At 53.9% G+C, this 25,400-nt stretch carries 17 protein-coding genes; 7 read left to right on the plus strand and 10 right to left on the minus strand.

What is annotated here, in order from left to right; translation table 11 throughout:
* Nucleotides 1-199: 199 nt before the first annotated feature.
* Together AC23NW_RS28285 and AC23NW_RS28290 are read right to left on the minus strand one after the other, a co-directional pair.
* On the minus strand, nucleotides 200-505 hold the full coding sequence (locus tag AC23NW_RS28285; RefSeq protein WP_487453793.1) for a rhodanese-like domain-containing protein: 306 nt from the start codon (nucleotides 503-505) through the stop codon (nucleotides 200-202).
* Between the two features lie 184 nt (nucleotides 506-689).
* On the minus strand, nucleotides 690-2,036 hold the full coding sequence (locus AC23NW_RS28290; RefSeq protein WP_487453794.1) for a D-arabinono-1,4-lactone oxidase: 1,347 nt from the start codon (nucleotides 2,034-2,036) through the stop codon (nucleotides 690-692).
* 173 nt (nucleotides 2,037-2,209) lie between these two features.
* Here AC23NW_RS28290 and AC23NW_RS28295 point away from each other — a divergent pair, with 173 nt between their 5' ends.
* On the plus strand, nucleotides 2,210-3,007 hold the full coding sequence (locus AC23NW_RS28295) for an NIPSNAP family protein (RefSeq protein ID WP_487453796.1): 798 nt from the start codon (nucleotides 2,210-2,212) through the stop codon (nucleotides 3,005-3,007).
* Between the two features lie 59 nt (nucleotides 3,008-3,066).
* On the opposite strand, the gene AC23NW_RS28300 is transcribed toward AC23NW_RS28295, so the two are convergent.
* A complete protein-coding gene (locus AC23NW_RS28300; protein WP_487453798.1) occupies nucleotides 3,067-6,369 on the minus strand; it encodes a methylmalonyl-CoA mutase family protein in 3,303 nt (1,100 codons plus the stop codon).
* Between the two features lie 71 nt (nucleotides 6,370-6,440).
* Entirely contained in the window at nucleotides 6,441-7,673 is a 1,233-nt protein-coding gene (locus tag AC23NW_RS28305) for an ABC transporter permease (RefSeq protein WP_293843151.1), read from the minus strand.
* A gap of 311 nt (nucleotides 7,674-7,984) precedes the next feature.
* On the opposite strand from AC23NW_RS28305, the gene guaA reads away from it, so the two are divergent.
* The gene (gene guaA, locus AC23NW_RS28310) at nucleotides 7,985-9,517 is read left to right on the plus strand and encodes a glutamine-hydrolyzing GMP synthase (RefSeq protein WP_487453801.1); all 1,533 of its coding nucleotides are present in this window, start codon (nucleotides 7,985-7,987) and stop codon (nucleotides 9,515-9,517) included.
* A gap of 470 nt (nucleotides 9,518-9,987) precedes the next feature.
* On the opposite strand, the gene rhaT is transcribed toward guaA, so the two are convergent.
* Nucleotides 9,988-11,025, minus strand: coding sequence for an L-rhamnose/proton symporter RhaT (gene rhaT / locus AC23NW_RS28315; protein WP_487453803.1), 1,038 nt, complete (start codon nucleotides 11,023-11,025; stop codon nucleotides 9,988-9,990).
* A gap of 377 nt (nucleotides 11,026-11,402) precedes the next feature.
* On the opposite strand from rhaT, the gene AC23NW_RS28320 reads away from it, so the two are divergent.
* The 5 genes from AC23NW_RS28320 (at nucleotide 11,403) to AC23NW_RS28340 (ending at nucleotide 20,239) form a co-directional block, all read left to right on the plus strand.
* Nucleotides 11,403-13,514, plus strand: coding sequence for a bifunctional aldolase/short-chain dehydrogenase (locus AC23NW_RS28320; RefSeq protein WP_487453804.1), 2,112 nt, complete (start codon nucleotides 11,403-11,405; stop codon nucleotides 13,512-13,514).
* Nucleotides 13,515-13,878: 364 nt separating this feature from the next.
* Nucleotides 13,879-14,970, plus strand: coding sequence for a GntR family transcriptional regulator (locus AC23NW_RS28325; protein ID WP_487453805.1), 1,092 nt, complete (start codon nucleotides 13,879-13,881; stop codon nucleotides 14,968-14,970).
* A 248-nt stretch (nucleotides 14,971-15,218) separates the two neighbouring features.
* Entirely contained in the window at nucleotides 15,219-16,499 is a 1,281-nt protein-coding gene (locus tag AC23NW_RS28330) for a sugar isomerase (RefSeq protein ID WP_293837617.1), read from the plus strand.
* A complete protein-coding gene (locus AC23NW_RS28335; protein WP_487453806.1) occupies nucleotides 16,496-17,878 on the plus strand; it encodes an FGGY-family carbohydrate kinase in 1,383 nt (460 codons plus the stop codon). The genes AC23NW_RS28330 and AC23NW_RS28335 overlap by 4 nt, the downstream gene beginning before the upstream one ends.
* Before the next feature lie 30 nt (nucleotides 17,879-17,908).
* Nucleotides 17,909-20,239 (plus strand): hypothetical protein, encoded by a 2,331-nt coding sequence (locus tag AC23NW_RS28340; RefSeq protein WP_487453807.1) that lies wholly within the window; start codon nucleotides 17,909-17,911, stop codon nucleotides 20,237-20,239.
* 47 nt (nucleotides 20,240-20,286) lie between these two features.
* On the opposite strand, the gene AC23NW_RS28345 is transcribed toward AC23NW_RS28340, so the two are convergent.
* The 5 genes from AC23NW_RS28345 to AC23NW_RS28365 all read right to left on the minus strand — a co-directional run bounded on the left by AC23NW_RS28345 (nucleotide 20,287) and on the right by AC23NW_RS28365 (nucleotide 25,370).
* On the minus strand, nucleotides 20,287-21,660 hold the full coding sequence (locus tag AC23NW_RS28345; RefSeq protein WP_487453809.1) for a cytochrome-c peroxidase: 1,374 nt from the start codon (nucleotides 21,658-21,660) through the stop codon (nucleotides 20,287-20,289).
* Between the two features lie 111 nt (nucleotides 21,661-21,771).
* Nucleotides 21,772-23,016 (minus strand): cation:proton antiporter, encoded by a 1,245-nt coding sequence (locus tag AC23NW_RS28350; protein ID WP_487453810.1) that lies wholly within the window; start codon nucleotides 23,014-23,016, stop codon nucleotides 21,772-21,774.
* A gap of 23 nt (nucleotides 23,017-23,039) precedes the next feature.
* Nucleotides 23,040-23,228 carry a LapA family protein gene (locus tag AC23NW_RS28355; protein WP_487453811.1) on the minus strand — a complete coding sequence of 63 codons (189 nt, stop codon included), beginning with the start codon at nucleotides 23,226-23,228 and terminating at the stop codon, nucleotides 23,040-23,042.
* 85 nt (nucleotides 23,229-23,313) lie between these two features.
* The gene (locus tag AC23NW_RS28360; RefSeq protein ID WP_487453812.1) at nucleotides 23,314-24,693 is read right to left on the minus strand and encodes a sensor histidine kinase; all 1,380 of its coding nucleotides are present in this window, start codon (nucleotides 24,691-24,693) and stop codon (nucleotides 23,314-23,316) included.
* Nucleotides 24,690-25,370: a response regulator transcription factor gene (locus tag AC23NW_RS28365; protein ID WP_293837610.1), complete on the minus strand. Its 681-nt coding sequence runs from the start codon at nucleotides 25,368-25,370 to the stop codon at nucleotides 24,690-24,692. Before AC23NW_RS28365 ends, AC23NW_RS28360 begins: the two co-directional genes overlap by 4 nt.
* Nucleotides 25,371-25,400 lie beyond the last annotated feature (30 nt).

Here is a 25,400-nt window from a genome sequence, read left to right on the forward strand (position 1 = left end):
TTGCTGGTGGTTGCTGGTGGTTGCTGGTGGTTGCTGGTGGTTGCTGGTGGTTGCTGGTGGTTGCTGGTGGTTGCTGGTGGTTGCTGGAAAGTGGCGGTGGGCCTTTTGAGTTCCCGATTGGCATAAAAAAGTGGTGGTACGACCGCCAGGCGGCCCTGTTAGAGTCGTGCCACCACTCACTCTTTCACTCTTTCGCTCTTTAAATATTCCGCCAGCTGCCTGCGTCGTGCAGATCGGCGATGCCCTGACCGGCCAGAAAACCCTTGGCACGGGCACTGCGCATGCCGGATGCACAACACACAACGATTGGCTTTTTATAGGCTTTGATCTGAGCCAGTTTAGCCTCCAGCTGATCAAGCGGAATGTTTACCGCACCCTTAGCGTGACCACCGGCAAATTCCCCGGCTGAACGAACATCAATAATAACGGCACCCTGCGCGATTACCTCGCTGATTTTTGTATTGTCAGATCCACCACCGAATACGGATTTCAATAGATTCATCATGGTCGTACGTGTTTAAAATGATGCTGTAAAACTAGCGTTCCGAATCCCGTGATTCCGTGACAAATATCACGAACCACTTTTTTTATTGCCGGCGTCATCGCTTCTTTAATTATCATTTCGACGGCAGGGCCAGCAACTCATAATCGAACGACCAGAACAACCAGCAACTCAGCAACGCTTAACATCATTTCCCGTACAGATTCTTACTGAGAAAGTCGTTGCGGAATTTACCTTGCGGGTCGTAGGTCTGGACCAGTTTTTTAAAGTCATCTAAACGCTCGTAGCGGGATTGCAGCACCGACGGCGCAACACTGAACAGTTTGCCCCAGTGCGGCCGGACATTATACGGGGCCAGCGCCTTTTCGATCTGCGGCAATATCTTGCTGACGGCCGGCCAATCCTGCTGCCAGGTAAAGTGAATGGCCACACTGTCCTGTTTGTAGCAAGGACTCATCCAGAGGGTATCGGCCGCAATCGTCCGGATTTCGGTGATCATCAGGTGCGGACTGATTTGAGCGTGCAGGCGCTCTACCGCCAGAATCGCATCAACCGCGTTCCGCCTCGGCACAAAATATTCGGACTGTAATTCCTTGCCGCTGCTTGGCGTGAAGCCCATCTTGAAGTGCGGCAACCGCTCAAACCACGGGCCGGCCACGCCCAGCTGCTCCGTACAGTTTTCGGCCGACAATTCGGCAATCGGGTGCAGGTTCTTAGCCGATTTTTTGGCGCCGTAAAACTCAGCCTTAGCCTCAAACGGCTTGTCCTTGCCAACGCGGCTTTTAATCCAGACCTCATTGAACCGTTTGTTTTTCCAGTCCGTAAAGAGGCTGACGCTGTAGGCACTTCCGGTAATTTCGTCAAAATGAGCCTTCAGCTGATCCAGCGGCAGGTTTTCGTACACATACTGGCGCACCGAAAACGTCGGCTCAATGTCAAGGGTCACTTTGGTGATTACCCCCAGCGCACCGAGGTTGACCACGGCCCCGTTGAACGTATCACCGTCTTTTTCTTTCGACAACTGAACAACATCACCTTTAGCATTGATGATTTCGAGCCCCGAAACCGCCGTGGCCAGGTTACCGTTTTTATTACCTGATCCGTGCGTCGCCGTCGCGCAGGCACCGGCCACCGAAATATGCGGCAGCGAGGCCAGGTTATGGACCGCGAACCCCTTGCTGTGCAGATACGGCGACAACTGTCCATAGTTCATACCCGCCTGAATTGTTACCTTTTTGGCCTTCGCATCCAGCGAAATCACCTCGTGCATGTCTTTCAGCGACAGCAGCTCGGTTGGCGTATCAGCAATGGTATTGAAGCAGTGGCGTGTCCCCAGCACTTTGAATTTAGCGTGCTGTTTCACAAACGCCTTCGCCTGATCAAGTGATTTAGCCGTTGTCAGCCGGTCGGTGCTGTACGTCAGGTTACCGGCCCAATTTTTTAGTTTTTCACCGGCACTCCAGGCCGATAAAGGGGAAAGCAGAGGAACCGCCAGCATGGCAGAAGAGAGTTTTAAAAAGGTTCGTTTGTGCATGGTTAAGGGGTTCAGTTACTGCATAAAAGTAAGGATTAGTATGAAAATACACATTCCCTGACAGCAATAATCCTTGATAGCTCCTAAAAAAAGAAGATAGTAAAAACTGCCCTTTTTTCGCTTATTTTAGCACATTGACGCGATTCCGTCAGCTTTACTAGTCAGAAGAATACATGAACCTTACCAAGTCGATCCTGCTCACCGTATGCCTCGGGGCAACCCTGGGCGTACAAACGCTGTTCGCGAAGTCCCGGCCAGAACGCCCGGCCGCTACGGCCAAGTTTTACGAAATCCGTGTGTACCACGCTGCTCCCGGCAAATTCGACGCTATCGTTGACCGTTTCCGGCAGTACACGACTAAGATTTTCGAGAAACACGGCATGGAAAACATCGGTTACTGGTTACCGACCGATACCAGCCGCCACGAAATCATTTACATCCTGGCTTACCCGAGCCGCGAAGCCCGCGACGCTTCCTGGAAAGCCTTCGGAGCCGATCCGGAATGGAAGGCTGTCGTTGCCAAAACAGAAGCAAACGGCCGCCTGGTGTCAAAAGTTGATCAGGTATTTATGACCGAATGGGAGCACTCGCCAAAGCTGAAGTTAAAGGAGAAAACGCCGAACCGTACGTTTGAGCTGCGGACCTATACGGCAAGCCCCGGCAAACTTCCGGACCTGCTGTCGCGCTTCGAAAACCATACGATGAAGCTGTTTAAAAAGCACGGCATGGAAAACATTGCCTACTGGATCACGACCGACCCAACCAAACCCGACGATTCGGGTCAGCAGCGGTTGGTGTATCTGCTGGCGCACCCTGGCCCGGGCGACGCAGCCGGTAAAAAAGCTTTTGACGCCTTCCGGGCCGATCCGGACTGGGTTAAAGCCAAAGGCGAATCCGAGAAGAACGGTTCGCTGACGGTGAAAGTCGAATCAACGTACATGACCCCAACCGATTATTCAAAAATTAAATAAGGGGTATTCATTAGCAAAGCGGGAATCGGTTTTGTACCGGTTCCCGCTTTGTTTTTTCGCTACATGTTCCGCCGGTATTGCCCGCCGACCGCATACAGCGCATTCGACAATTGGCCCAGCGTACAGACCTTGGTGGCCTCCATCAGCGCGGCGAAGACATTGCCGTTTTCGAGCGCCGTCTGTTGCAGAACCGAAAGTGCGGGTACGGCTTCATCGCGGTGCTGCTCCTCATAGGCCCGGCATGCCTCCACCTGAAACGTTTTTTCATCCGTTGTCGAACGAATCACCTCGGCCGGCACAATCGTCGGCGAACCGGCCGGATCAAGAAACGTATTCACGCCGATAATCGGCAGCTGACCGTTGTGCTTCAGCGTTTCGTAGTACATCGACTCTTCCTGAATCTTACTCCGCTGGTACATCCGTTCCATCGCACCCAGCACGCCACCGCGCTCATTCAACGACAGAAACTCCTGATATACCGCTTCTTCCACCAGATCCGTCAGCTCTTCGACCACAAACGACCCTTGCAGCGGATTTTCGTTTTTCGTCAGCCCAAACTCACGGTTAATCACCAGCTGAATGGCCATTGCCCGCCGCACCGACTCTTCGGTAGGGGTTGTGATGGCTTCGTCATAGGCGTTGGTATGCAGGGAGTTGCAGTTATCATAAATGGCCAGCAGGGCCTGTAAGGTGGTCCGGATATCGTTGAAGGCAATCTCCTGGGCGTGCAGGCTACGGCCCGAGGTCTGGATGTGGTATTTCAGTTTCTGCGACCGGTCGTTGGCCCCGTACTTGTGTTTCATGGCCTTGGCCCAGATGCGCCGCGCCACACGTCCCAGCACCGTATATTCAGGGTCCATGCCGTTGGAAAAAAAGAACGACAGGTTCGGGGCAAAATCGTCGATGTGCATCCCGCGGCTGAGGTAATATTCGACAAACGTAAAGCCGTTGGAGAGCGTAAAGGCCAGCTGCGAAACCGGATTGGCGCCCGCCTCGGCAATGTGATAGCCCGAAATCGACACCGAATAAAAGTTACGCACCTGCTGCTCAATGAAATATGCCTGAATATCGCCCATCATGCGGAGGGCAAATTCGGTCGAGAAAATACAGGTATTCTGCGCCTGATCTTCCTTGAGAATATCGGCCTGAACCGTCCCCCGCACCCGCCGGAGCGTATCCGCTTTGATTTTTTCGTAAACGTCGCGGGGCAGTACCTTGTCGCCGGTTGTGCCGAGCAGCAGCAGACCCAGGCCGTCGTTTCCGTCGGGCAGTTCGCCGTTGTAGGCCGGTTGGGGACCTGCCTGTTGCGGAAGCGGCAGGGTATGCTGCCGTATATAGAGTTCGCACTGCTGATCAATGGCCGCATTCAGGAAAAAGCCCAGCAGCATCGGCGCGGGCCCATTGATGGTCATCGACACCGACGTAGCCGGATCGCAGAGATTAAAGCCACTGTAGAGTTTTTTGGCATCATCGAGCGTGCAGATGTTTACGCCCGAATTGCCTACTTTGCCGTAAATATCCGGCCGGTAGTCCGGATTTTCGCCGTAGAGCGTCACTGAGTCAAAGGCCGTCGAGAGCCGTTTGGCGGGCATCCCTTTCGACACGTAATGGAACCGGCGGTTGGTCCGCTCCGGTCCGCCCTCACCGGCAAACATCCGCGTCGGGTCTTCGCCTTCGCGCTTCAGCGGAAATACACCGGCCGCATACGGGAACTCGCCCGGCACGTTTTCGGTCATCAGCCACCGCAGCACATCGCCCCAGTCATGGTATTTAGGCAGACTGACTTTCGGAACACGGAGATGCGAAAGTGTTTCGGTAAACAGCGGCTGCCGGATAACCTTTTCCCGCACTTTAAATTCGTAAAAATCAGCCGCATACTGCGTCTGCATGGCAGGCCATCGCTTCAGCAGTTCCCGGCAATCCGGCAACAACCGGGCTTCCAGCTGGCTATAAACAGCCTGTAACTGCTCCCGGAGCGACGCCTGTTCCGGTGCAGTCAGGGTGTTTATCGTGCCATCAATCTGGTACAACTGACGGGCAATCGCTGCCTGATCGCGCACCAGTGCATCGTACCGGCGGCTTTCTTCCACGATCTCGGCCAGGTAGCGGACCCGTTCGGCCGGCATAACCGGCTGCGATACCGTTCCGCCCTGCCCGATACGGTCGCCTTCGGCAAGGTCAAAGCCCACTTTCTGCATCAGCACCGTAAAGAGCCGGTTCATTCCTGCGTCGTTGAACTGGGCGGCAATCGTACCGATAATCGGCAGTTCTTCGTCGGCAGTTGTCCAGTCAGTATGGTTACGGCGATACTGTTTGCGCACATCCCGCAGCGCATCCAGCGAACCGCGTTTGTCAAACTTGTTGATGGCAATGACATCGGCATAATCCAGCATATCGATTTTTTCGAGCTGGGTAGCCGCTCCGTATTCGGCCGTCATCACGTACAGACTCACATCGGCATGCTCCGTAATTTCGGTGTCGGATTGCCCGATGCCCGAGGTCTCCACAATAATCAGATCAAACCGGGCCGCTTTGCAGACATCAACGGCATCCTGCACGTACCGGCTCAGGGCCAGATTGGACTGTCGCGTGGCCAGGGAGCGCATGTAGACCCGCCCGCCGCTGGCCGCCGGATGGATCGCATTCATGCGGATCCGGTCGCCGAGCAACGCCCCGCCGGTTTTCCGCTTCGACGGATCAACCGAAATAATGGCCATGGTCTTATCGGCATAGGTCCGCAGGAAACGCAGCACCAGCTCATCGACCAGCGACGACTTACCGGCACCGCCCGTTCCGGTAATGCCTAACACCACCGACGGACTGCCAACCGGGGCAGTAAAGACCTGTGTAAACTGTTCGGGAGCATTTTCGGCCGTTGTAATGAGCCGCGGAATGACCTTCGGGCAGACCTCTGCAGCCATTATGGCGGCCGGTAGTTCATAGTCGCAGTGCCGGAGCAGATCGTCGATCATGCCCTGCAACCCCATTTCGCGGCCATCGTCGGGCGAATAGATGCGGGTGATGCCATAGGCGTGCAGCTCGGCGATTTCCGACGGCAGGATGGTGCCCCCGCCCCCGCCGAATATTTTTATATGGCCGGCCCCGCGTTCGTGCAGGAGGTCATACATGTACTTGAAAAATTCAAGGTGCCCGCCCTGGTAGCTGGTAATGGCAATGCCCTGCACGTCTTCCTGAATGGCGCAATCGACAATTTCGGCCACGGACCGGTTATGTCCCAGGTGAATGATTTCGGCACCGGATGCCTGCATGAGCCGGCGCATCAGGTTGATGGCCGCATCGTGCCCGTCAAACAGCGAGGCTGCCGTAACAAGCCGGATTTTATGGTTATACGATGGTTTCATGAATAAGTCTATGCTGATGAAGCTTTGAAAAATCAAAGTTAATCATCGGATCAGCACAAAAGTAAGCAGCATCAGGCTTTAAATACGAGGGCTTTAATCGGCTGGATGCGGTTAATCACAAACGTGGGCAGCCACAGCACCGCAGCAATGACCAGGATTGTACCGACATTCAGGATCAGAATAAACGGCCAGTTCCAGACGATAGGCACATAGCTCATGTAATAGCTTTTAGGGTCGAGCGGAATGATCCGGAACGTATCCTGAAGCCAGCAAAGTCCCAGCCCGATCACATTACCCAGTACCAGTCCCCAGACCACCATGTTCAGGCCGACATACAGGAACATGCGCCGCAGCAGCCCGTTGGTGCCGCCAAAGGCTTTCAGCAGGCCGATCATCGGGGTGCGCTCCATCATCAGGACAAGCAGTACCGAAACCATGTTAAAACTGGCCACAAACAGGATCAGAACCAGAAAAACGGCGGTATTGGTGTCAATCATCAGCATCCAGTCGAACAGCGCCCGGTAGTCGTCGGTGACCTTACTGAGCCGCATCTCCGGGGTGATTACGTTCATCACTTCCCGATACGTTTCATCGAGTTTATCAAAGTCTTTAACAAAGATTTCGTAAGACGCCACGGTATCGGCGCCCCAGTTGTTCAGCCGCTGAATCATCCGGATATCGCCCATCAACACCGTATTATCAAACTCTTCCAGCCCCGTCTCATAGATTCCTGACACGGTCAGCTTACGCGGGCGCGGGGCGTTGGTTTCACCACCCAGAAAGTACATGATGACGTTGTTGCCCGTTTTCAGCCGCAGCTGATCAGCAATCTTTTTGCTGAGCAGGATACCGGTTGAATAGGCTGTATCCTTCGAAAAATCGGGCACACTACCCGCTACCAGCGACTCTTTCAGCATCGACCAGTCGTAGTCCTTGCCGACACCTTTCAGGACCACGCCCGCCAGCTCGTCGGGGGCTTTCAGGATACCGGCCTTCATCGCCACGGCCTGAATGTGGCCCACACCGGGGATTTTAGCGGCCTGATCATAGACCTTCGTATGCAGCGGTAGCGGACTGCCTTCATAGGAGCGGTTAAGCGAAAATTTAGCGACCTGCAGATGTGCACCAAACAGAAAGACCTTCTGAGCGATGGTTTGTTTAAAGCCAAAAAGAACCGCAAAGGCAATAATCATTACCCCTAATCCAATAGCGATACTGGCGATACCGACTTTGGTGACGGTCGCCGAAAAGCTGGCAACGGGAGCATGACGGATGCGTCGGGCAAGAAAAAAAGGGACGTTCAAGGGATCAAAACCGTTTGTTTGTTGTGGGCTGGCACCGGGCCATATCCAAACAGCGCCGTAAAAATAACGGATTTGGCAGGCGAAATGATTTGCAGACGGCATTTCTTGTGTTGATTTCGCCCGGCTAGCGGTTGTGGACAGACGTGCCCTGCCACTAGACGGGCGGCTAGTGAAGCGCAGTTGATCTCCTGCCCGGTACTGCTGCTTTTGCTGCCCGTCACTTGGCAAAACCAGCTCCTTGCTACCCTACTTTCAAAAATAACTTGCCCACCTCGTTCAAAATGCAGAACTTTGCGTTTTGAAGACCTGTCATGGCAACCGAACAAATTCTGATTCTTGATTTCGGTTCGCAATATACCCAACTCATTGCTCGCCGGGTACGCGAACTGAACGTTTACTGCGAGATTCATCCCTACAATCACATTCCTGCGATTACGCCCGAGGTTAAGGGTATCATTCTTTCCGGCAGTCCGTGCTCTGTACGCGACCAGGATGCGCCAATGGTTCATCTGGCCGCCTTCCGTCATAAGCTGCCTGTTCTAGGCGTTTGTTACGGCGCTCAGCTGCTGGCCCATACCAGCGGCGGCGAGGTACTGCCTTCGGCACACCGCGAATACGGCCGCGCCAAACTCGGTACCGTTGATGCGGAAAGCCCGCTGATGCAGGGCATTGACCAGCACTCGCAGGTATGGATGTCGCACGGGGATACCATCACCCAGATTCCTGATAACTTCCGGATCATTGCCTCGACCGAATCGGTACGGGTTGCTGCGTTCCAGGTAGAAGGCGAACAAACCTACGGTATTCAGTTCCACCCTGAGGTGACCCACTCGCTACAAGGCAAACACCTGCTGCAGAACTTTGTGGTCGACATCTGCGGCTGCTCACAGGACTGGACGTCGGAGTCATTCGTCGAAAGCACCGTGGCCGGCCTGAAAGAAAAGCTGGGTAACGATAAAGTGGTTATGGCGCTGTCGGGTGGCGTTGATTCATCCGTGGCGGCGATGCTTGTACACCGTGCCGTCGGTCAGAACCTGTTCTGCATCTTCGTTGATAACGGTCTGTTGCGCAAAGACGAGTACGAAAACGTTCTCGAATCATACAAACACCTTGGCCTCAACATCAAAGGTGTTGACTCGAAAGATCAGTTCTACCACGCACTCGAAGGGCTGACCGATCCGGAAGCCAAACGGAAAGCCATCGGCAAAACCTTCATCGACGTGTTTGATCAGGAATCACACCTGATTGAAGATGTCGTCTGGCTGGGTCAGGGGACTATTTACCCGGACGTTATCGAATCGGTATCGGTAAAAGGCCCGTCGGCTACCATTAAGTCGCACCACAATGTCGGTGGTCTGCCGGACTTCATGAAGCTGAAAATTGTTGAACCACTGAATACACTCTTCAAGGATGAAGTACGTGCCGTTGGCCGGACCTTAGGCTTGCCCGACCACATCCTGAAGCGCCATCCGTTCCCGGGCCCTGGCCTCGCGATCCGGATTCTGGGCGACATCACGGCCGAAAAAGTACAGATCCTGCAGGAAGTTGATGCGCTGTTTATCAGCGGTCTGAAGCGCGAAGGCCTTTACGATCAGGTATGGCAGGCAGGCGCAATGCTGTTGCCGGTACAGTCGGTAGGCGTTATGGGCGACGAACGGACGTATGAGCGTGTTGTGGCCTTACGGGCCGTTACCAGTGTCGACGGCATGACCGCCGACTGGGCTCACCTGCCGTACACCTTCCTCGCCGATATCTCAAACGAGATCATCAACAAGGTCAAAGGCGTTAACCGCGTCGTGTACGACATCTCCTCGAAGCCACCAGCCACCATCGAGTGGGAGTAGGGGCGACCCCACGTGGTCGCCCAATATATAGATGTGGTCATCCAAAGCACAAACGTGGTCGCCCAATATATGTACGTGGTCGCCCAAAGCACAGACGTGGTCGCCCAATATATGGATGTGGTCGCCCAAAGCACAGACGTGGTCGCCCAATATATGGATATAGTCGCCCAATATGCGGCATGGTCATCCAACGCACGGAATTGAACCTACATATGGCAAAAAGAAGGGGGAACGTAAAACGTTCCCCCTTCTTTTTGCCCCAACGGGGCTGTATCTGTAACACAGGGCACCGCCCTGTGCAGCACCTCGCAGTGGCGGCCACACGGCTTGGAGACACCGACCACGCCGCTTCGGAACACCGATCAAGAGCGACCACACTGCTTCGAGACATCAATCAAGGGCGACCACGTCTGTGCTTTGGGCGACCACATCCATATGTTGGGATATTGGGCGACCACGTGGGGTCGCCCCTACCCGGCTAAATAATTGCCGATGCCGACAATGACCGACGACAACACCACCGTCATGATGCCCAGCGAAATCGTACGCATCGTCGACCGGCTCGACCCTTTCCACTCGTTCAGGTACAGGCCCCAGAAACTACTGAAAGCAATGATGAAAGCCATGTGCAGCGTCCAGCCCGAAAAGCGGTACTCGCCCATTTTGCTGTCGCCCATGCCGTAAAAGAAAAACTGGAAATACCACGTTACGCCGGCCAGCGCACAGAAAATGATATTGGCCACAATCGGCGTCGAGATGTTGGTATAGTCGGTATAGGATTTGTTTTTAATGTTGAGGTAAATCGTCCAGATGGCGTTAGTGGTCAGGCCACCGAGCAGCACAATCACCAGCGGGGCGTTATTAGCATATAGCGGATCGGTACCGTTCTGCAACGCCAGCTCCGCAATCGGCTGACCGGCCGTCAGGCCAAAAGAAAAGCAGGCACTCATGACGCCTGAGAAGATGGCCACCGTCAGGCCCTTTTTCAGATCAAATTCCGCGATATTCGCTTTTTTCGCTTCTTCCGGCAAGTCTTTTTCCTTCATCATCCCGGCAATGCCGCAGATCGAAATGCCCAGCACGCAAACCGCCACGCCCAGGACAATCACCTGCCCCGATGTAGTGCTGATTAACTTACCAAACTCACCGGCCCAGATCGGCGGTACCAGCGTACCGAAGACCGCGCACAGACCAAGCGCCACCGCCATCCCGAGCGAAAGACCCAGGTAACGCATGGCCAGCCCGAACGTTAAGCCACCGAATCCCCAGAGAACACCCCAGAAATAGGTCCACCATTTGGTTTCAGACGGTGCATTCGCCAGCACATCGAAGAGGCCAGGTACTGTAATAGATCCCAGGACCAGCGGGGCAATCACCCACGAAAAAATACCGCCTGTCAGCCAGTAACTCTCCCAGGACCAGCCCTTTACTTTTTGATACGGAAGGTAAAAACTACCGGAAGCAAAGCCTCCTAATGCGTGCAGGACGACGCCCCAAATTACTCCCATTTGACTTTTTCTGTTTTTCGTGACTGATGATTCCGGGTCAGATTATTGCCGGCGGTTTATGTTCGCTGACAACCATCAACAAATCTGCTTTATAAATACCGGCCAACTCTCCTGCTCTCTCCTGAAAAATAGTACAATACAAAGTACAAATTGACTCTCAGTTAGTTATGTTTCAAGGGAAAGAGTAATTCCGGAATGACCTCAGCTTTTTCTGAAAAGGCCGGCATCAGGCTTACAGCATGTACCGTAACGGCTCTGTATGCTAAAGCACTTTTCATAAAAATATAACTAATCACAGGATAGTACATGATGCCCAACTGTAGGATTCATCCGTACTTTGCCAAAAAATCAGGACTCTGACCGATAATTATTGTCGCATGAATACAACACAAACCTTTCGTCACGTCAGCTACCTGTGGGACGAAGCCAAAGCCCTCGAACTGGCCGGCAACGAAGTCGATTTGTTCATTTACCGTTCTAACCTGCTCGGTGCCGACCTGCGGCTGACAAACTATGCGGGTGGGAATACGTCGGTTAAAATCACCGAAACCGATCCGCTGACGGGGCAACCGGTAGAGGTAATGTGGGTAAAAGGTTCCGGTGGCGATATTGGTACGCTCACTAAAGCCGGTTGTGCCAATCTATACGTCGACCGACTGAAAGCGCTGAAAAACCGGTACCGCGGCCTCGAATTTGAAGACGAAATGGTTGAGTTGTTCAATCACTGTCTGTTCGATCCGAAGTGTGCGGCTCCTTCTATCGATACGCCGCTGCACGGCCTGTTGCCTTACAAGCACATCGACCACCTGCACCCGGATGCCCTGATCGCCATTGCCGCCAGCAAGGACGGGGAAGCCATCATGAAAGAAATCTGGGGTGACCAAATGGCCTGGATTCCGTGGCAGCGCCCGGGCTTCGATCTGGGTCTGCAGCTGGAAAAAGCCGTTACCGACAATCCGAACCTGCGTGGTATCATCCTCGGCGGCCACGGTCTGTTTACGTGGGGCAGTACCTCATACGAATCATACATCAATACACTCGAAGTAATCGAGCAGGCGTCGGAATACCTGAACGCAAACTACGGCAAAAAACGCGCTGTTTTTGGCGGGCAGAAACTGGAAAATACCGATGCTGAAACCCGCAAGGCGCGCGCCGCTGAACTGATCCCTACCCTGCGCGGCTTAGCGTCGAGCTACCGCCGGATGCTGGGCCATTTCACCGACGATGCCCGCGTACTGGAGTTCGTCAATTCAAACGATCTGGACAAACTGGCTCCGCTGGGAACGAGCTGCCCTGACCACTTCCTGCGTACGAAGATCCGGCCGCTGGTACTGGAACCGGCCGACACCCTGACGCTGAAATCTGCCGACGAACTGAAAACATACCTGATTGAGCAGTTCGAAGCTTACCGCGCTGACTACGCAGCTTATTACGAGCGTTGCAAACATGACAACAGCCCGGCCATGCGCGACCCGAATCCGGTCGTGATTCTGTGGCCGCAGGTGGGTATGTTTACCTTCTCGAAAGACAAGCAGACGGCCCGCGTTGCCAGCGAATTCTACATCAACGCCATCAACGTCATGAAAGGCGCGGAGGCCGTTTCGGAATACGTTGGGCTGCCGGAGCAGGAAGCGTTTGATATTGAGTACTGGCTCCTCGAAGAAGCTAAGTTACAGCGTATGCCGAAGCCGAAATCGCTCTCGGGCCGGATTGCGTTCGTGACCGGCGGGACGGGTGGAATCGGTAAGGCGATCTGTGAAGTGCTGTTGCAGAACGGTGCCTGCGTGGTTGCCGCTGACCGCGACCGGCTGGACGAGGTACAGGCTGAATTACGCAAACAATACGGCAAAGACAGCGCCATTACCGCAGCCATTGACGTAACCAGCACCGACGTAATTGCGGAGTCGCTGAAGCAATCGGCATTGCAGTTTGGTGGTGTGGACATTGTCGTTAACTGCGCCGGTCTGTCGATTTCGAAGCCGCTGGCCGAGCATACTGAGAAAGACTGGGATATTCTCCAAGATGTACTGGTAAAAGGCCAGTTCCTCGTAACGCAGAAAGCTGTTGAGATTCTGCGCAAGCAGAAGCTGGATGGCGACATCGTGAACATTGCCAGTAAGAATGCTCTTTTTGCCGGACCAAACAACGTTGGTTACGGTACGGCCAAAGCCGCGCAGCTGCACATGAGCCGCCTGCTGGCAGCCGAGCTGGGGCCTGAAAAAATCCGTGTGAACACCGTTAACCCGGATGCCGTATTACGCGGCAGTAAAATCTGGGAAAGCGGCTGGGCCGAAGGCCGTGCAAAAGCCTATGGCATTGCGATGGAAGATCTGCCTTCGCACTACGCGAAACGGACGTTACTGAACGAAGAAATCCTGCCGGAAGACATCGCCAAAGCCGTACTTGTTTTCGTTGACGGCAGCCTCGGCAAATCAACCGGAAACGTACTGAATGTCGACGGCGGTGTAGCCGTAGCCTTCGTACGCTAACCAATACCAACAACCAACCTGAGCCCCTTCTCGTACTCTCCGGAGTCTGAGCGGGGGCTTTTTCTTGTCTATACCTCCTGTCTTAAATACAATTTAACGTTGTACTATTTTCCCATAATTCTGTATGATTCTCACGAAAACAGCCGGTATGCCTTATCTCTCTATTATCTTTTTCCCCCTTTTATTTAACCTTATCTGAAATTTGTGCTTTTTTGGCAACGTTCCCGATAACGATTGCATAAATAAACTACCTCCGAATCGGCCAACTTAATCCTCAAATTGTGTAAGCTTATGGTATCTGATTTTCGTCAAAAAAACAGTGCAGCAAAACTAAATCCTCAAAAAATCCAGAACTCAGCTACCCATGATTGCCAAGCCAACACATACAGGTCGGAGTCGGAACCAGACAGTCGGTTTTGTCGATACATACAATCCATCGGTCGGAATGTATAAGTTACAGTTTAACCCCTTCGACAAAACCCCTAAGTACAAGCAGATTGTACAGTCTGTGATTACGGACATTGAGCGCGGGGTACTGAAAAAAGGCGATCAGCTGCCTTCGATCAGTGAATTAAGTGTGGAGTACTATCTGGCCCGTGATACTGTCGAAAAGGCGTACCGGGAACTGCGGGAACGCGGCTACATAACATCGGTGCAGGGCAAAGGCTACTACATCCAGACCAATGACACCAACAAGATCAAGGTGCTGCTGATATTCAATAAACTCAGCTCCTACAAAAAGCTGATTTATTACGCGTTTATCAATGCCCTCGGCGATCAGGCAACGGTAGACCTCCAGATTCACCACTATAATGCCCGTCACTTCAAAGACATCATCGAAAAGAATCTGGGCAAATACAACTATTACGTGGTGATGCCGCATTTTACCCAGGATCTGGACAAGGCTGACTACATGGAGGTTCTTGAAACGATTCCGGCCAATGAGCTGGTGCTGCTCGACAAAGACATCCCTGATCTGTCCGGCAACTGCCTGAGCGTATTCCAGAATTTTGAAAAAGACATTTTCAATGCCCTCGAAACGGCACAGGACCTGCTGAACCGTTACAAGCGCATGGTGCTGATTCTGCCCGGCGACGGCAACTACCCCGACGAAATTGCCCGTGGTTTCCGGTCGTTCTGCATCGTTCACGACAAACAGTTTGCCGTCAAGGAAAACGCCATGGATGAAGCACTCGAAGCCTCAACGGCGTACGTCACCGTCGAAGAAACCGATCTGGCCGAGCTGGTGAAGAAAGTCCGTCAGTCGAGCTTTCTGCTGGGCCGCGAAATCGGGCTGATTTCGTTCAACGAAACCACGCTTAAGGATTTGCTGGGTATTACGGTCATCACGACTGATTTTGAGTACATGGGCCGGACCGCCGCCACGCTGTTGCTGGAAAAGCAGCGGGTAAAAGTTAAGAACCCGTTTTACATGATCCGCCGCGGCAGTTTGTAGCCAGACCGGTCCGGAGAAAAGACTAATTCCTATAATATCCCGAATTAATGCAGGAGAGACCAGAAGAGTTTAAGTAGAATCCGGTCGTAACTTGCTTCTCAATATGTAGTTTCATCATAGGTAGGTTAGTAGTAAGCCCATTAGATTATCTAATGGGCTTATTTGTACCACAACAGTCTGATTGACGCTAGCCGCCGGAAACGCATAGACGTACGGATTTTTTAACCCTGAAACTTGAAGTAACGTATATGATCTCCGAACAACGCATTCAGGAACTTAACCATTCGCTGCAGGACGACCACCAGTTCCGCTTTACTTTTCTGGCCGAGTGGCTCGACCGGCGTGGCATTGCGGTTCAGGAAATTATTGATCAGGTCGCCGCTTTTCAGGTAGCCATTCCCAGCTGGGCATTAGGGACCGGCGGAACCCGTTTCGGCCGTTTTCCGGCAGGTGGCGAACCCCGGAACCTCGAAGAAAAAATTGAAGACATCGGCCTGCTCCACCGGCTGAACCGCTCGTCTGACTCTATATCACTGCACATTCCGTGGGATATCCCGAAAGACGTGCCGGCCCTGAAGCAGCTACTGGCCGAAAACAGCCTGACTATTGACTCGGTAAACTCGAATACCTTCCAGGATCAGCCCGATCAGCCGTTTTCCTACAAGTTCGGTTCACTGTGCCATACAGATGCCAGCGTCCGTGACCTGGCCATTCAGCATAACATAGACTGCATCAACTACGGCAAAGCGCTGGACGCCAAAACCCACACGATATGGCTTGCCGACGGGTCGAACTTTCCCGGACAGCAGCATTTCCGCCGCGCCTATCAGCGGACGGCCGAATCACTGGCGTCGATCTATGAATCCATGCCGGCCGACTGGACGATGCTGATTGAGTACAAACCGTATGAGCCGCATTTCTATTCGATGGTGATCCCTGACTGGGGTACCTCCTATTCACTTTGCCAGTATGTCGGGCAGAACGCTCAGGTACTCGTTGACCTCGGCCACCACCTGCCCAACACCAATATCGAACAGATCGTAGGCCGCCTGCAACACTTCGGCCGGCTGGGTGGTTTCCACTTCAACGGCTCGATGTATGGCGATGACGACCTGACAACCGGCAGCATCAAGCCTTACCAGTTCTTCCTGATTTTCAACGAGCTCGTTGATGGCATGACCGATCCGGCGGTAAAGAACCCGCCACTGGCGTGGATGATCGACGCCAGTCACAATACCAAAGACCCGCTCGAAGACCTGCTCCAGTCGGTGCAGAGCATCCTGACAACGTATACCAAAGCACTGCTCGTTAACCGTGTGGCGCTATCGCAGGCACAGGACGCCAACGATGTGGTTGTCGCCGAAGAACTGCTGAAAGACGCGTTCCAGACCGACGTTCGTCCGCTGGTCGCCGAAGCCATGCGGCAGGCAGGCGGCGCCCTTGATCCGATTGCAGTATATCGGGCGGCGAAAATCCGCGAAGGGTTGATTCAGAAACGGGGTAAGCGCAGCATCGCAACAGGGCTATGATACAGACGGAAACACCGCCGGTTTCAGCCCAGAGCAGCAGCCGTAAAGCCATCTATGCCGTTTTTGACGTCGGAAAGACCAACAAGAAGGTCATTCTGTTCGACGAAAAACGGCAGGTGGTCGAAGAACGGCAGGAGGTATTTCCGGAGATTACAGACGAGGACGGTTTTCCGTGTGACGACGTTGACCGGCTCACTGCCTGGGTACTCGACGCCTGGGAAACCCTCCGAAACGATCCGGATTACGCGCTGAAGGGCGTTAATTTTACAGCCTATGGTGCCAGTTTTGTGCACCTGGGCGTTGACGGTAAACCGGTTTTACCGCTCTACAATTACCTGAAACCGTTTCCGGAGGCCCTCGCCTATCAATTTTATGATGCGCTGACCGAAAACCGCGACGACTTTGCGGCACTTACCTGTTCGCCACGGCTGGGCATGCTCAACTCGGGGTTGCAGCTTTACTGGCTCAAATATGCGCGGCCGGAACAGTACCGGCAGATTCACACGTCCCTGCATTTACCGCAGTACCTGTCGTATCTGATCACAGGCGAAAAATTCAGCGATTATACCTCGGTAGGTTGCCATACAGCACTCTGGAACTTTGGTCAGGACCGCTACCACGACTGGGTAATCCGGGAGGGTATCGACGAAAAACTGGCCCCGCTGACCCGCGACTCTATCGCGTCGGTTGTCGATGGGATCATGATCGGTGTCGGCCTGCACGACAGTTCCTCGGCCCTGGTACCTTACCTGCTTCAGAGCGACGAGCCGTTTATGCTGCTCTCGACCGGAACCTGGTGCATCAACCTGAACCCGTTCAACCAGATCACTATCGACGGCAAAGCGTTGTCGGCCGATATGCTTCGCCGCGACTGCCTGAGTTATATGTCGCCCAAAGGGCAGGCGACGAAGGCCTCCCGCGTCTTTTTCGGCCGCGAGCATGATTATCAGGTGGAGCGGATTGCCAGCCATTTCAACATTTCGCCGGACTTCTACAAAGCGATCAGCAAACCGGAGCCTGGGAGTTCAGGAATCCCGTTTCAGCCTTCCTGCATGGCCGGTACGGGGCCTTTCCCGGAGCGGGAGGCGCAGACCTGGGATATCAATGGGTTTGCCACAGCTGCCGATGCTTATCAGGTACTGATGGCAGGACTGATGGAGCTGCTGAAAACGTCTATTGATCTGGTATCCACCGACGAATCCCTCTTCTACGTTGACGGCGGATTTGCCCGTAACGGTGTGTTCATGCAGCTACTCCGGCAACATTATCCCGCCAAACGGGTGCAGATGCTGGAAGTACCGCAGGCCACTGCATTGGGCGCGCTGATGCATCTCGAACAAGGCGAAGCCCACAAACAGACACGACTGCTGTTTACATAAAGCCTATGCGGGCTCCCTTTGGGCTCTGTGATGTGGTGGTGGACCCGTACGGGCGACCCCATGTGGTCGCCCATCCCCAATGTGGGCACCCAATTACAGACAATGGACCATCATCAGGAGGTGGGCGACCACGTGGGGTCGCCCATACAGGTACGCGGACGAATACCCGACGCGCCAATAAACAAGTTAACCGGGCAACCAGGTACGGTCGCCAATACAGCCATGCATTTTCTTTTCAAACCTTTACTGCCGGGCATGCTGATGCTGCTGGCAACGGCATCATTCGGGCAGAAAATTGACCGAAAAGCCTTGGTCAGCCGCCATAACGTGGTAAATACCCGTTTCGATTCCCTCGGTTCAGTATCGGTCGGTAACGGCGAATTTGCGTATACCGTCGATGCGACCGGCCTTCAGACTTTCCCTGACTATTACCAGCGCGGTGTTCCGCTCGGCACCCAGTCGCAGTGGGGTTGGCACAGTGTCCCGAATACGAACAACTACCGGATCGAGGAGGTCTATAAGGAGTATGAAGCTCAGGGACGCAAGGTTCCGTATACTTATGCCTTCAATGCCAACACAGGCCGTAAGGGCGAAGTCACCAACTATTTCCGCGAAAACGCCCATCGGCTTGATCTGGGACGCATTGGCTTTGTGCTCAAAAAAGCCGATGGTAGCCTGGCCGGCCGGCAGGATCTTAAGCAAATCCGGCAGACCCTCGACCTCTGGACCGGCGAAATCCGCAGCCATTTTGAGCTCGAAGGCCAGCCGGTAGATGTGGTCACCATTTGCCACCCGTCGCTAGACCAGATCAATGTACAGGTGAAATCGCCGCTGGTGCAGAAAAACCGGCTGACCGTCTCGCTCCGCTTCCCCTACGGCGCGACCGACTGGGAGGGCGAAGGCGGCTGGGATATGCCCGGCAACCATACCACAACCCTGCGGCCGACCAGTAGCCGGAGCGTGGTGCTCGACCGGAAGCTTGACACGACCCGCTACAGTGCGGCGGTTGCCTGGACCGGTGAGGCCCGCATGCAGGAGAAGGCGCCCCATCAGTTTGAGCTGACGCCTGCGAACAGCAACGTACTGGAATTTGCCGTTTTATTTTCGGAACAGACTAACCCAAAAGCCGTTGCCGCCTTTGCCGTGGTGCAGCCGCTTAACAAATCGCATTACGAACGCTTCTGGCAAACCGGCGGGGCTGTTGACCTCAGTGGCAGTACCGACCCCCGCGCCAGCGAACTCGAACGCCGGATTGTGCTCTCACAATACCTGACCAAGATCAACTGTTCCGGCACTATTCCGCCTCAGGAAACCGGTCTGGTCTATAACAGCTGGTACGGCAAGCCCCACCTCGAAATGCACTGGTGGCATGCTGCCCATTTCATGCTCTGGAACCGTCCCGCCCTGCTTGAACGGAGTTTACCGTGGTACCGGACCATCAGCGATAAAGGTCGTGAACTGGCGCACCGTCAGGGCTTTGCCGGTATCCGCTGGCCTAAGATGGTGGACGATGTGGGCAACGAAAGCCCGTCGCCCATCGCGCCGTTCCTGATCTGGCAACAGCCACACTTCCTGTACTTTGCCGAACTGGCATACCGGAACCATAAGGATAAAAAGACACTCGACACGTACAAGGATCTCGTCTTTGCGACGGCCGACTTTATGGCGTCCTACGCCTATTTCGACAAAGTAAAAGGCAAGTATATTCTCGGTAAGGGCCTGATTCCGGCGCAGGAGCGCTTCAAGGCTGAAGATACGTTCAACCCGCCGTTCGAGCTGGCCTACTGGTACTGGGGTCTGTCAGTGGCACAGCAATGGCGCGAGCGGCTGGGCATGGGCCGAAAACCGGAGTGGGATCAGGTGATTAAAGAGTTGTCGCCGCTGCCCGCGCAGGACGGTGTGTATCTGGCGGCCGAAAGTGCTACTGACTCGTACACCAATCCGCCTTACATGACCGACCACCCGACGGTGCTTGGCGCCTATGGCTACCTGCCGGGCACACCCGACCTCGATATGCCTACCATGCAGCGGACATTCGATAAGGTGATGAAGGTCTGGTCGTGGGAGAATACCTGGGGCTGGGACTACCCGCTCGTGGCGATGACGGCCGCCCGCCTCGGCAAACCGGAACAGGCCGTTGACGTACTGCTGATGAACGTTACGAAAAACACGTTTCTGCACAACGGCCATAATTACCAGCGCGATAACCTGCGTATTTACCTGCCCGGCAACGGCGGTCTGCTGATGGCCATTGCAATGATGTGCGAAGGCTGGGACGGCGATAAAGGCACACCGGCTCCCGGCTTCCCGAAAAACGGCAAATGGAAAGTCCGCTGGGAAAATCTGGCGAAAATGCCTTAACACAGAGTGGTGGCATGACTCATAGTCATGCCACCACTAGTTTGCTATCAAAACCCAAGCTGTGAACGGCTGACCGGATCGTTGTTCGGGAAGGCAGCACCGGACGGCAGGGCTTTGGGCACATACCGCATCAGCTCGGGATCGTAGAGCCCGTTGCGGATAAACGACACCAGTTTCTGAATCTCAGCCGTTGACAGGTTCAAAGGTTTGAACTCCGCGGCCAGCTGCGTTTTCGGCACATTGGCATTCTGCGCCACAGCTGTATTTTTATAGGCGATCACCTCGTCAATCGTACGGAACGACGCACCATGTCCATAGAACGGGCTGTCTTTCAGGTTATACAGCTGCGGTACCTTGAACTTATACATGTCTTCGGCCCTGCCCGTAAACCCGCCACGACCCTTGTGTTCCGCCTTCGCCGGGTCTGCCTGTACAACTACTGTATTACCGCTTGGAGCCCCGTTTGTGAGATCGTTCATACCAAGTGCATAGAACTTCATTGCATTCAGCGCCGGACCGTTGTGGCACTGTGCGCACCCCGCTTTCCCGAAAAAGAGAATAGCGCCTTCTTTTTCGTCGGATGATAACGCCCCCGCTTCGCCTTTCAGCCAGCGCTGAAACGGCGCCCGTGTCGATAACAGCGTCCGCTCGTAGGCGGCAATCGCCATACCGGCATTGATCGCCGTTTGCGCATCGTTCGTCCAGTTATCGTTAAAGGCTTTTTTGAACAGCTCTTTATAGGTGGCATTACCCTGGAAGGCTGACGCTTTCATGTTGAGCCGGTGAACATCCTGCCCGGCAATAGCCTGGGTCTCTACACCCTGAAAACCCAGCGTATTTTTTTCCTTCGGCGTTCCCTTCGTCCAGGCCGCTTCAGTGCCGGTGTTTACGCCGGTTGCCCCGAACTGCCCGTTCCACAGGATATTTGTCTGGTAGGCGATATTGAGCGCCGACGGGCTGCGCACCGGCTGCACATCGACATCACTCCCCTGATATTGGCTGTTGATTGCCCGGGCTTCGCCGTTCTGGCCAAAACCCACCCCGCCATCGCCGATACCCTGCGGCACACACGCCTGAAAACCGGCTTTGGCATGGTGGCAGCTCGCACAGGAATAGGTACCGAAGCTGATCACCTTCATCGGGTGCTGCGAAAGGGCCGTCTCATGGAACAGCAGCTCTCCGAGCGCCACCTTCTCCGCCGTCACCGGATTTTTCGGATCCTGCGGAATCCGGGTATAATCCGTACTCTCCGGCAGCACATAAAATGCTTTTCCCTGCCCGGATGATGCCTGACCGATCAGGGTTTCCAGTTGATCATCCAGCGGGCCTTTTTGGGTTAAATCAGTGGATGGCTGACAACCAGCCAGTAAAATAGCGAGTCCTAAAACACCGGCTCCGCTAAGTGGTAAACGTCTTTTCATCGTTCCGTTGAATCTAGAGGAAATAGCAGGCATAAGCCTTCCTGTATTCCGGAAACAAGAATGATGCCATGCTCATTATGATATTCGTCACCACTGTGCAGGCCGGTAGCGTCAGCCGGTCGGGTACAGCCGTTTGATGAGTAGCTCCATGGTCAGTCCCTGCCCGACAACCGAGAACAGGACAACGGCATAGGTAATGCTGACGATCAGGTCGCTGTTTGGCACAGCCTGCCCTATCGACAGGGCCATGGCAATGGATAGCCCGCCCCGCAACCCGCCCCAGGTTAGCATAAGCGGGGCCTTGCTGTCGAGATCGAGCCAGCGACGGGCCACCGTAAACGGAATCAGAATAGATAGATAACGGGATACCAGCACAATCGCAATGGCAATAACACTGATGATCAGATTCGTCGGCGTAAAATCAATAACCAGTAGTTCAACACCGATCAGCACAAACAGAATAGCGTTCAGAATTACGTCGAGAAGCTCCCAGAAACGGTCAACATACTCGCCGGTTTCCTCGCTCATGGCGCTTTGCCGCGCACGGTTGCCAACAAACAAACCGGCTACGACCATCGCGAGCGGCCCCGATACATGTAGCTGATGAGCCAGCAAATACCCGCCCATAACACCCGCCAGCGTTAGCAGCACCTCGGTCTGATAATGGTCAATCGAACGAAGCAGCCAATACATGCCGTAACCGAGCAGGGCCCCGAATAACAGACCTCCCCCCGCTTCCTGAAGAAAAATAAGCGTAATATCCCCTGCCCCAACCGAATCGGCACCATTAATCAGAACCTGATAAATGGTCGCAAACACAACCACCCCAACGCCATCGTTGAATAGCGATTCGCCGACAATATTTGTTTTCACACTTTCCGGCAGTTTGAATTTGGCCAGAATACCCAGTACCGCAATCGGGTCAGTTGGTGAGATAAGCGCGCCGAATAACAGGCAAAGCGTATAGGATAAAGAAAGGCCGAACCAGCCTGCGGCATAATACAGCAGCGTCCCGACCAGAAATGTACAGATCACCACACCGACCAGGGCAAACAATATCACCGACCGCCGCTCTACTTTCAGCTTTGCCGCGTCGGTATGGTAAGCCCCGGCAAAGAGCAGAAAACAAAGCATGACATCAAAGAGAACGTAATGAAAATCAATGTCGCGGATGGTCTGGCGGGTGAGCGCAAACCAGGTGGGTTTTACCTCGTTTACGCCGAGTACGATAAGGGAGAAAAACAGCGATACCAGCATAATGCCAATGGCATCGGGCAGTTTCAGAAACCGGACATTAACATAGGCAAACAGGGCAGAGATAACGATTAGAATGGTCAGTAAATGAAATAACTCCATAGATCTGTCAGGTAAGAGGTTATTCAGGCCGGCAAACTGAAAAAGCCTGAAATCCAGGCAATCAGGGCCGTCAGTAAAAATAAGCAGACAATCCAGATAACCAGCCAATCCGGCTTACGAACAACAACCGGATCGGTGTTTTGTTCGCTTGAATCCTCCTTTGATATGATTTCCAGCTCCCGTACCGGTGCTGTCTGAGCTTCCTTTTCCATGGTGTTTTCAGCCTGTAGATGAACGACTTGCTGCAAAACACCATACTCAAGCTTAGACACTCCTGAACAAGGGCTTAGAATTTCATTAGAACGAGGGGGGATAGAAAAACTCAATAACAAAGGTCGTCATCTTTTCCGGCGCTGACTCAACCGTTAGGGAGCCCCGATGCAGGCGGACAATCCGCTCCACCAGCGACAGACCGATGCCATAGCCGCTGGTCAGAGCGGTTTGCTGACTCCGGTAAAACGGCTCAAAAATATAGGGCAGATCCTGCGCCGGAATCGGTTCGCCGTGATTCTGCACCGCAATCCGCACCGAATTATCACCTACACTCACATTGATCAGAGCCGTATGATCCGGCGAAAACTTGCAGGCATTCTCCGTCAGATTTTTCAGAGCCGTCCGCAGCAATGAGGCATTACCGGTCATGGTCAGACGCTCAAAATCTTCGTCGGGCAGGTTATCAAACGTTACCCGCACCTGATAATGCGGATTAATGCCTTTAACCATGTCGCGTACATCCCAGACTACTTCATCCATCCGGACCTTGTCGGTGAGCAGGCTGTCGGCATCTTCTTCGTTGATCTTTGACAGTTCAAGCAGTGCCCGCGTCAGGGCCGATAACGCACCGACATCATCCAGCACCGACCGGATGGTCTGTACATACCGCTCCGGCTCACGGCGGCTCAGCAGGGACACTTCGAGCTGTGACTGCATCTGTGTCAGCGGGTTTTTCAGTTCATGCGAGACATTGGCCACAAACATCCGTTGTAACCGGAACGATTCGTCGATACGGTCGAGCAGCTGGTTGATCGTCACCGAGAGCCGGCCGATCTCGTCGTTTTCCTTGCTGAGCGGCAACCGCTTGTGGCGGTTTTTCGGAAAAATAGCGTTCAGCTGCTTTGATATCCGTTTCATCGGCTGGAGAGCATCACCGGCATAAAGCCAGCCCGAGAAAGCAACCAGGGCGATGATCAGGAAGAAGAAAATGATCAGTGCCCAGCGCATAGTACGCAGAAAATCATCGCCGTACAGGTTTTCGGCACTGGCCATCACCACATACTGCCCCGTCGGCGTATCATACCGCACAGCGGCCACGTAAAAATACCGCCACCGGAACAGCCGCCGGACCTGCTTCCGGATTTTGGCCATTTCCCGAACCGGTATGCCTAGCCGCAGGCCGTCATTACTGGTAAAGAAAGGTGTATTCTGCGAATCGTAGATAGTAATTTTCTGGCTGGGCAACTGATCGGCATGGAGCAGGCTGAGTTTTTTCAGCGCCTCATGATCATGGCCATGCATAACCAGCGCGGTGCCATAGGGTTTCGTTTTTTTTTCGAGCCGCCGGTTGAAATCGGAGGTGATAAAATAAGCCGTAAACCAGTAGATACAGGCAAATGACACCGCCACGATGGCCGTCACCAGCCCCGTAAAACGCAGCGTTAACCGGGTCCGGATTGTCATTCGTCTGTTTTTAACACATAGCCCATACCAAACTGGGTATGAATCAGTTTGGTCGGGAAGTCCCGATCCAGTTTTTTGCGCAGGTAGTTGATGTAGACCTCTACAACGTTGGTGCCGGTATCGAAATTCAGGTCCCAGACCTGCTCGGCAATGTCGATTTTAGACAGTACCCGCCCCTGGTTGCGCATAAGGTATTCCAGCAGGGCAAACTCACGGGCGGTCAGGTCGATGGGCTGGCCGTCGCGGGAGACGGTTTTGGCGTCGAGGTTCATTTCCAGGCCCGCATAACTCAGGGTCTGGGCCGTCATGGTCACCTGCGTGCTGCGCTTGGTCAGGGAGCGGACACGCGCCAGCAGCTCGGCAAACTGAAACGGTTTGGTGAGGTATTGATCGGCTCCGGCATCAAAGCCGGTGATTTTATCGTCGGTTTCGCCCAGGGCCGTCAGCAGCAGAATGGGCGTGGTCAGGCCCTTATTCCGCAGCGCTTTAATCAGCTCAAAGCCATTAAGGCCGGGCAGGATAACATCGGTAATAATCAGGGCATAGTTGTTTTTCAGCGCCAGTCGTTGGGCAATCAGGCCGTCGTAGGCAATATCGACCTCAAACTGACTTTCCTCCAGCCCCTGCCGGATGGCATTGAGGGTTTTGGGTTCATCTTCAACCACCAGAATTTTCATACGTTGCGCAAATGGGATACGACTATAACC

Source organism: Arsenicibacter sp. R0_47 (assembly GCF_057652235.1).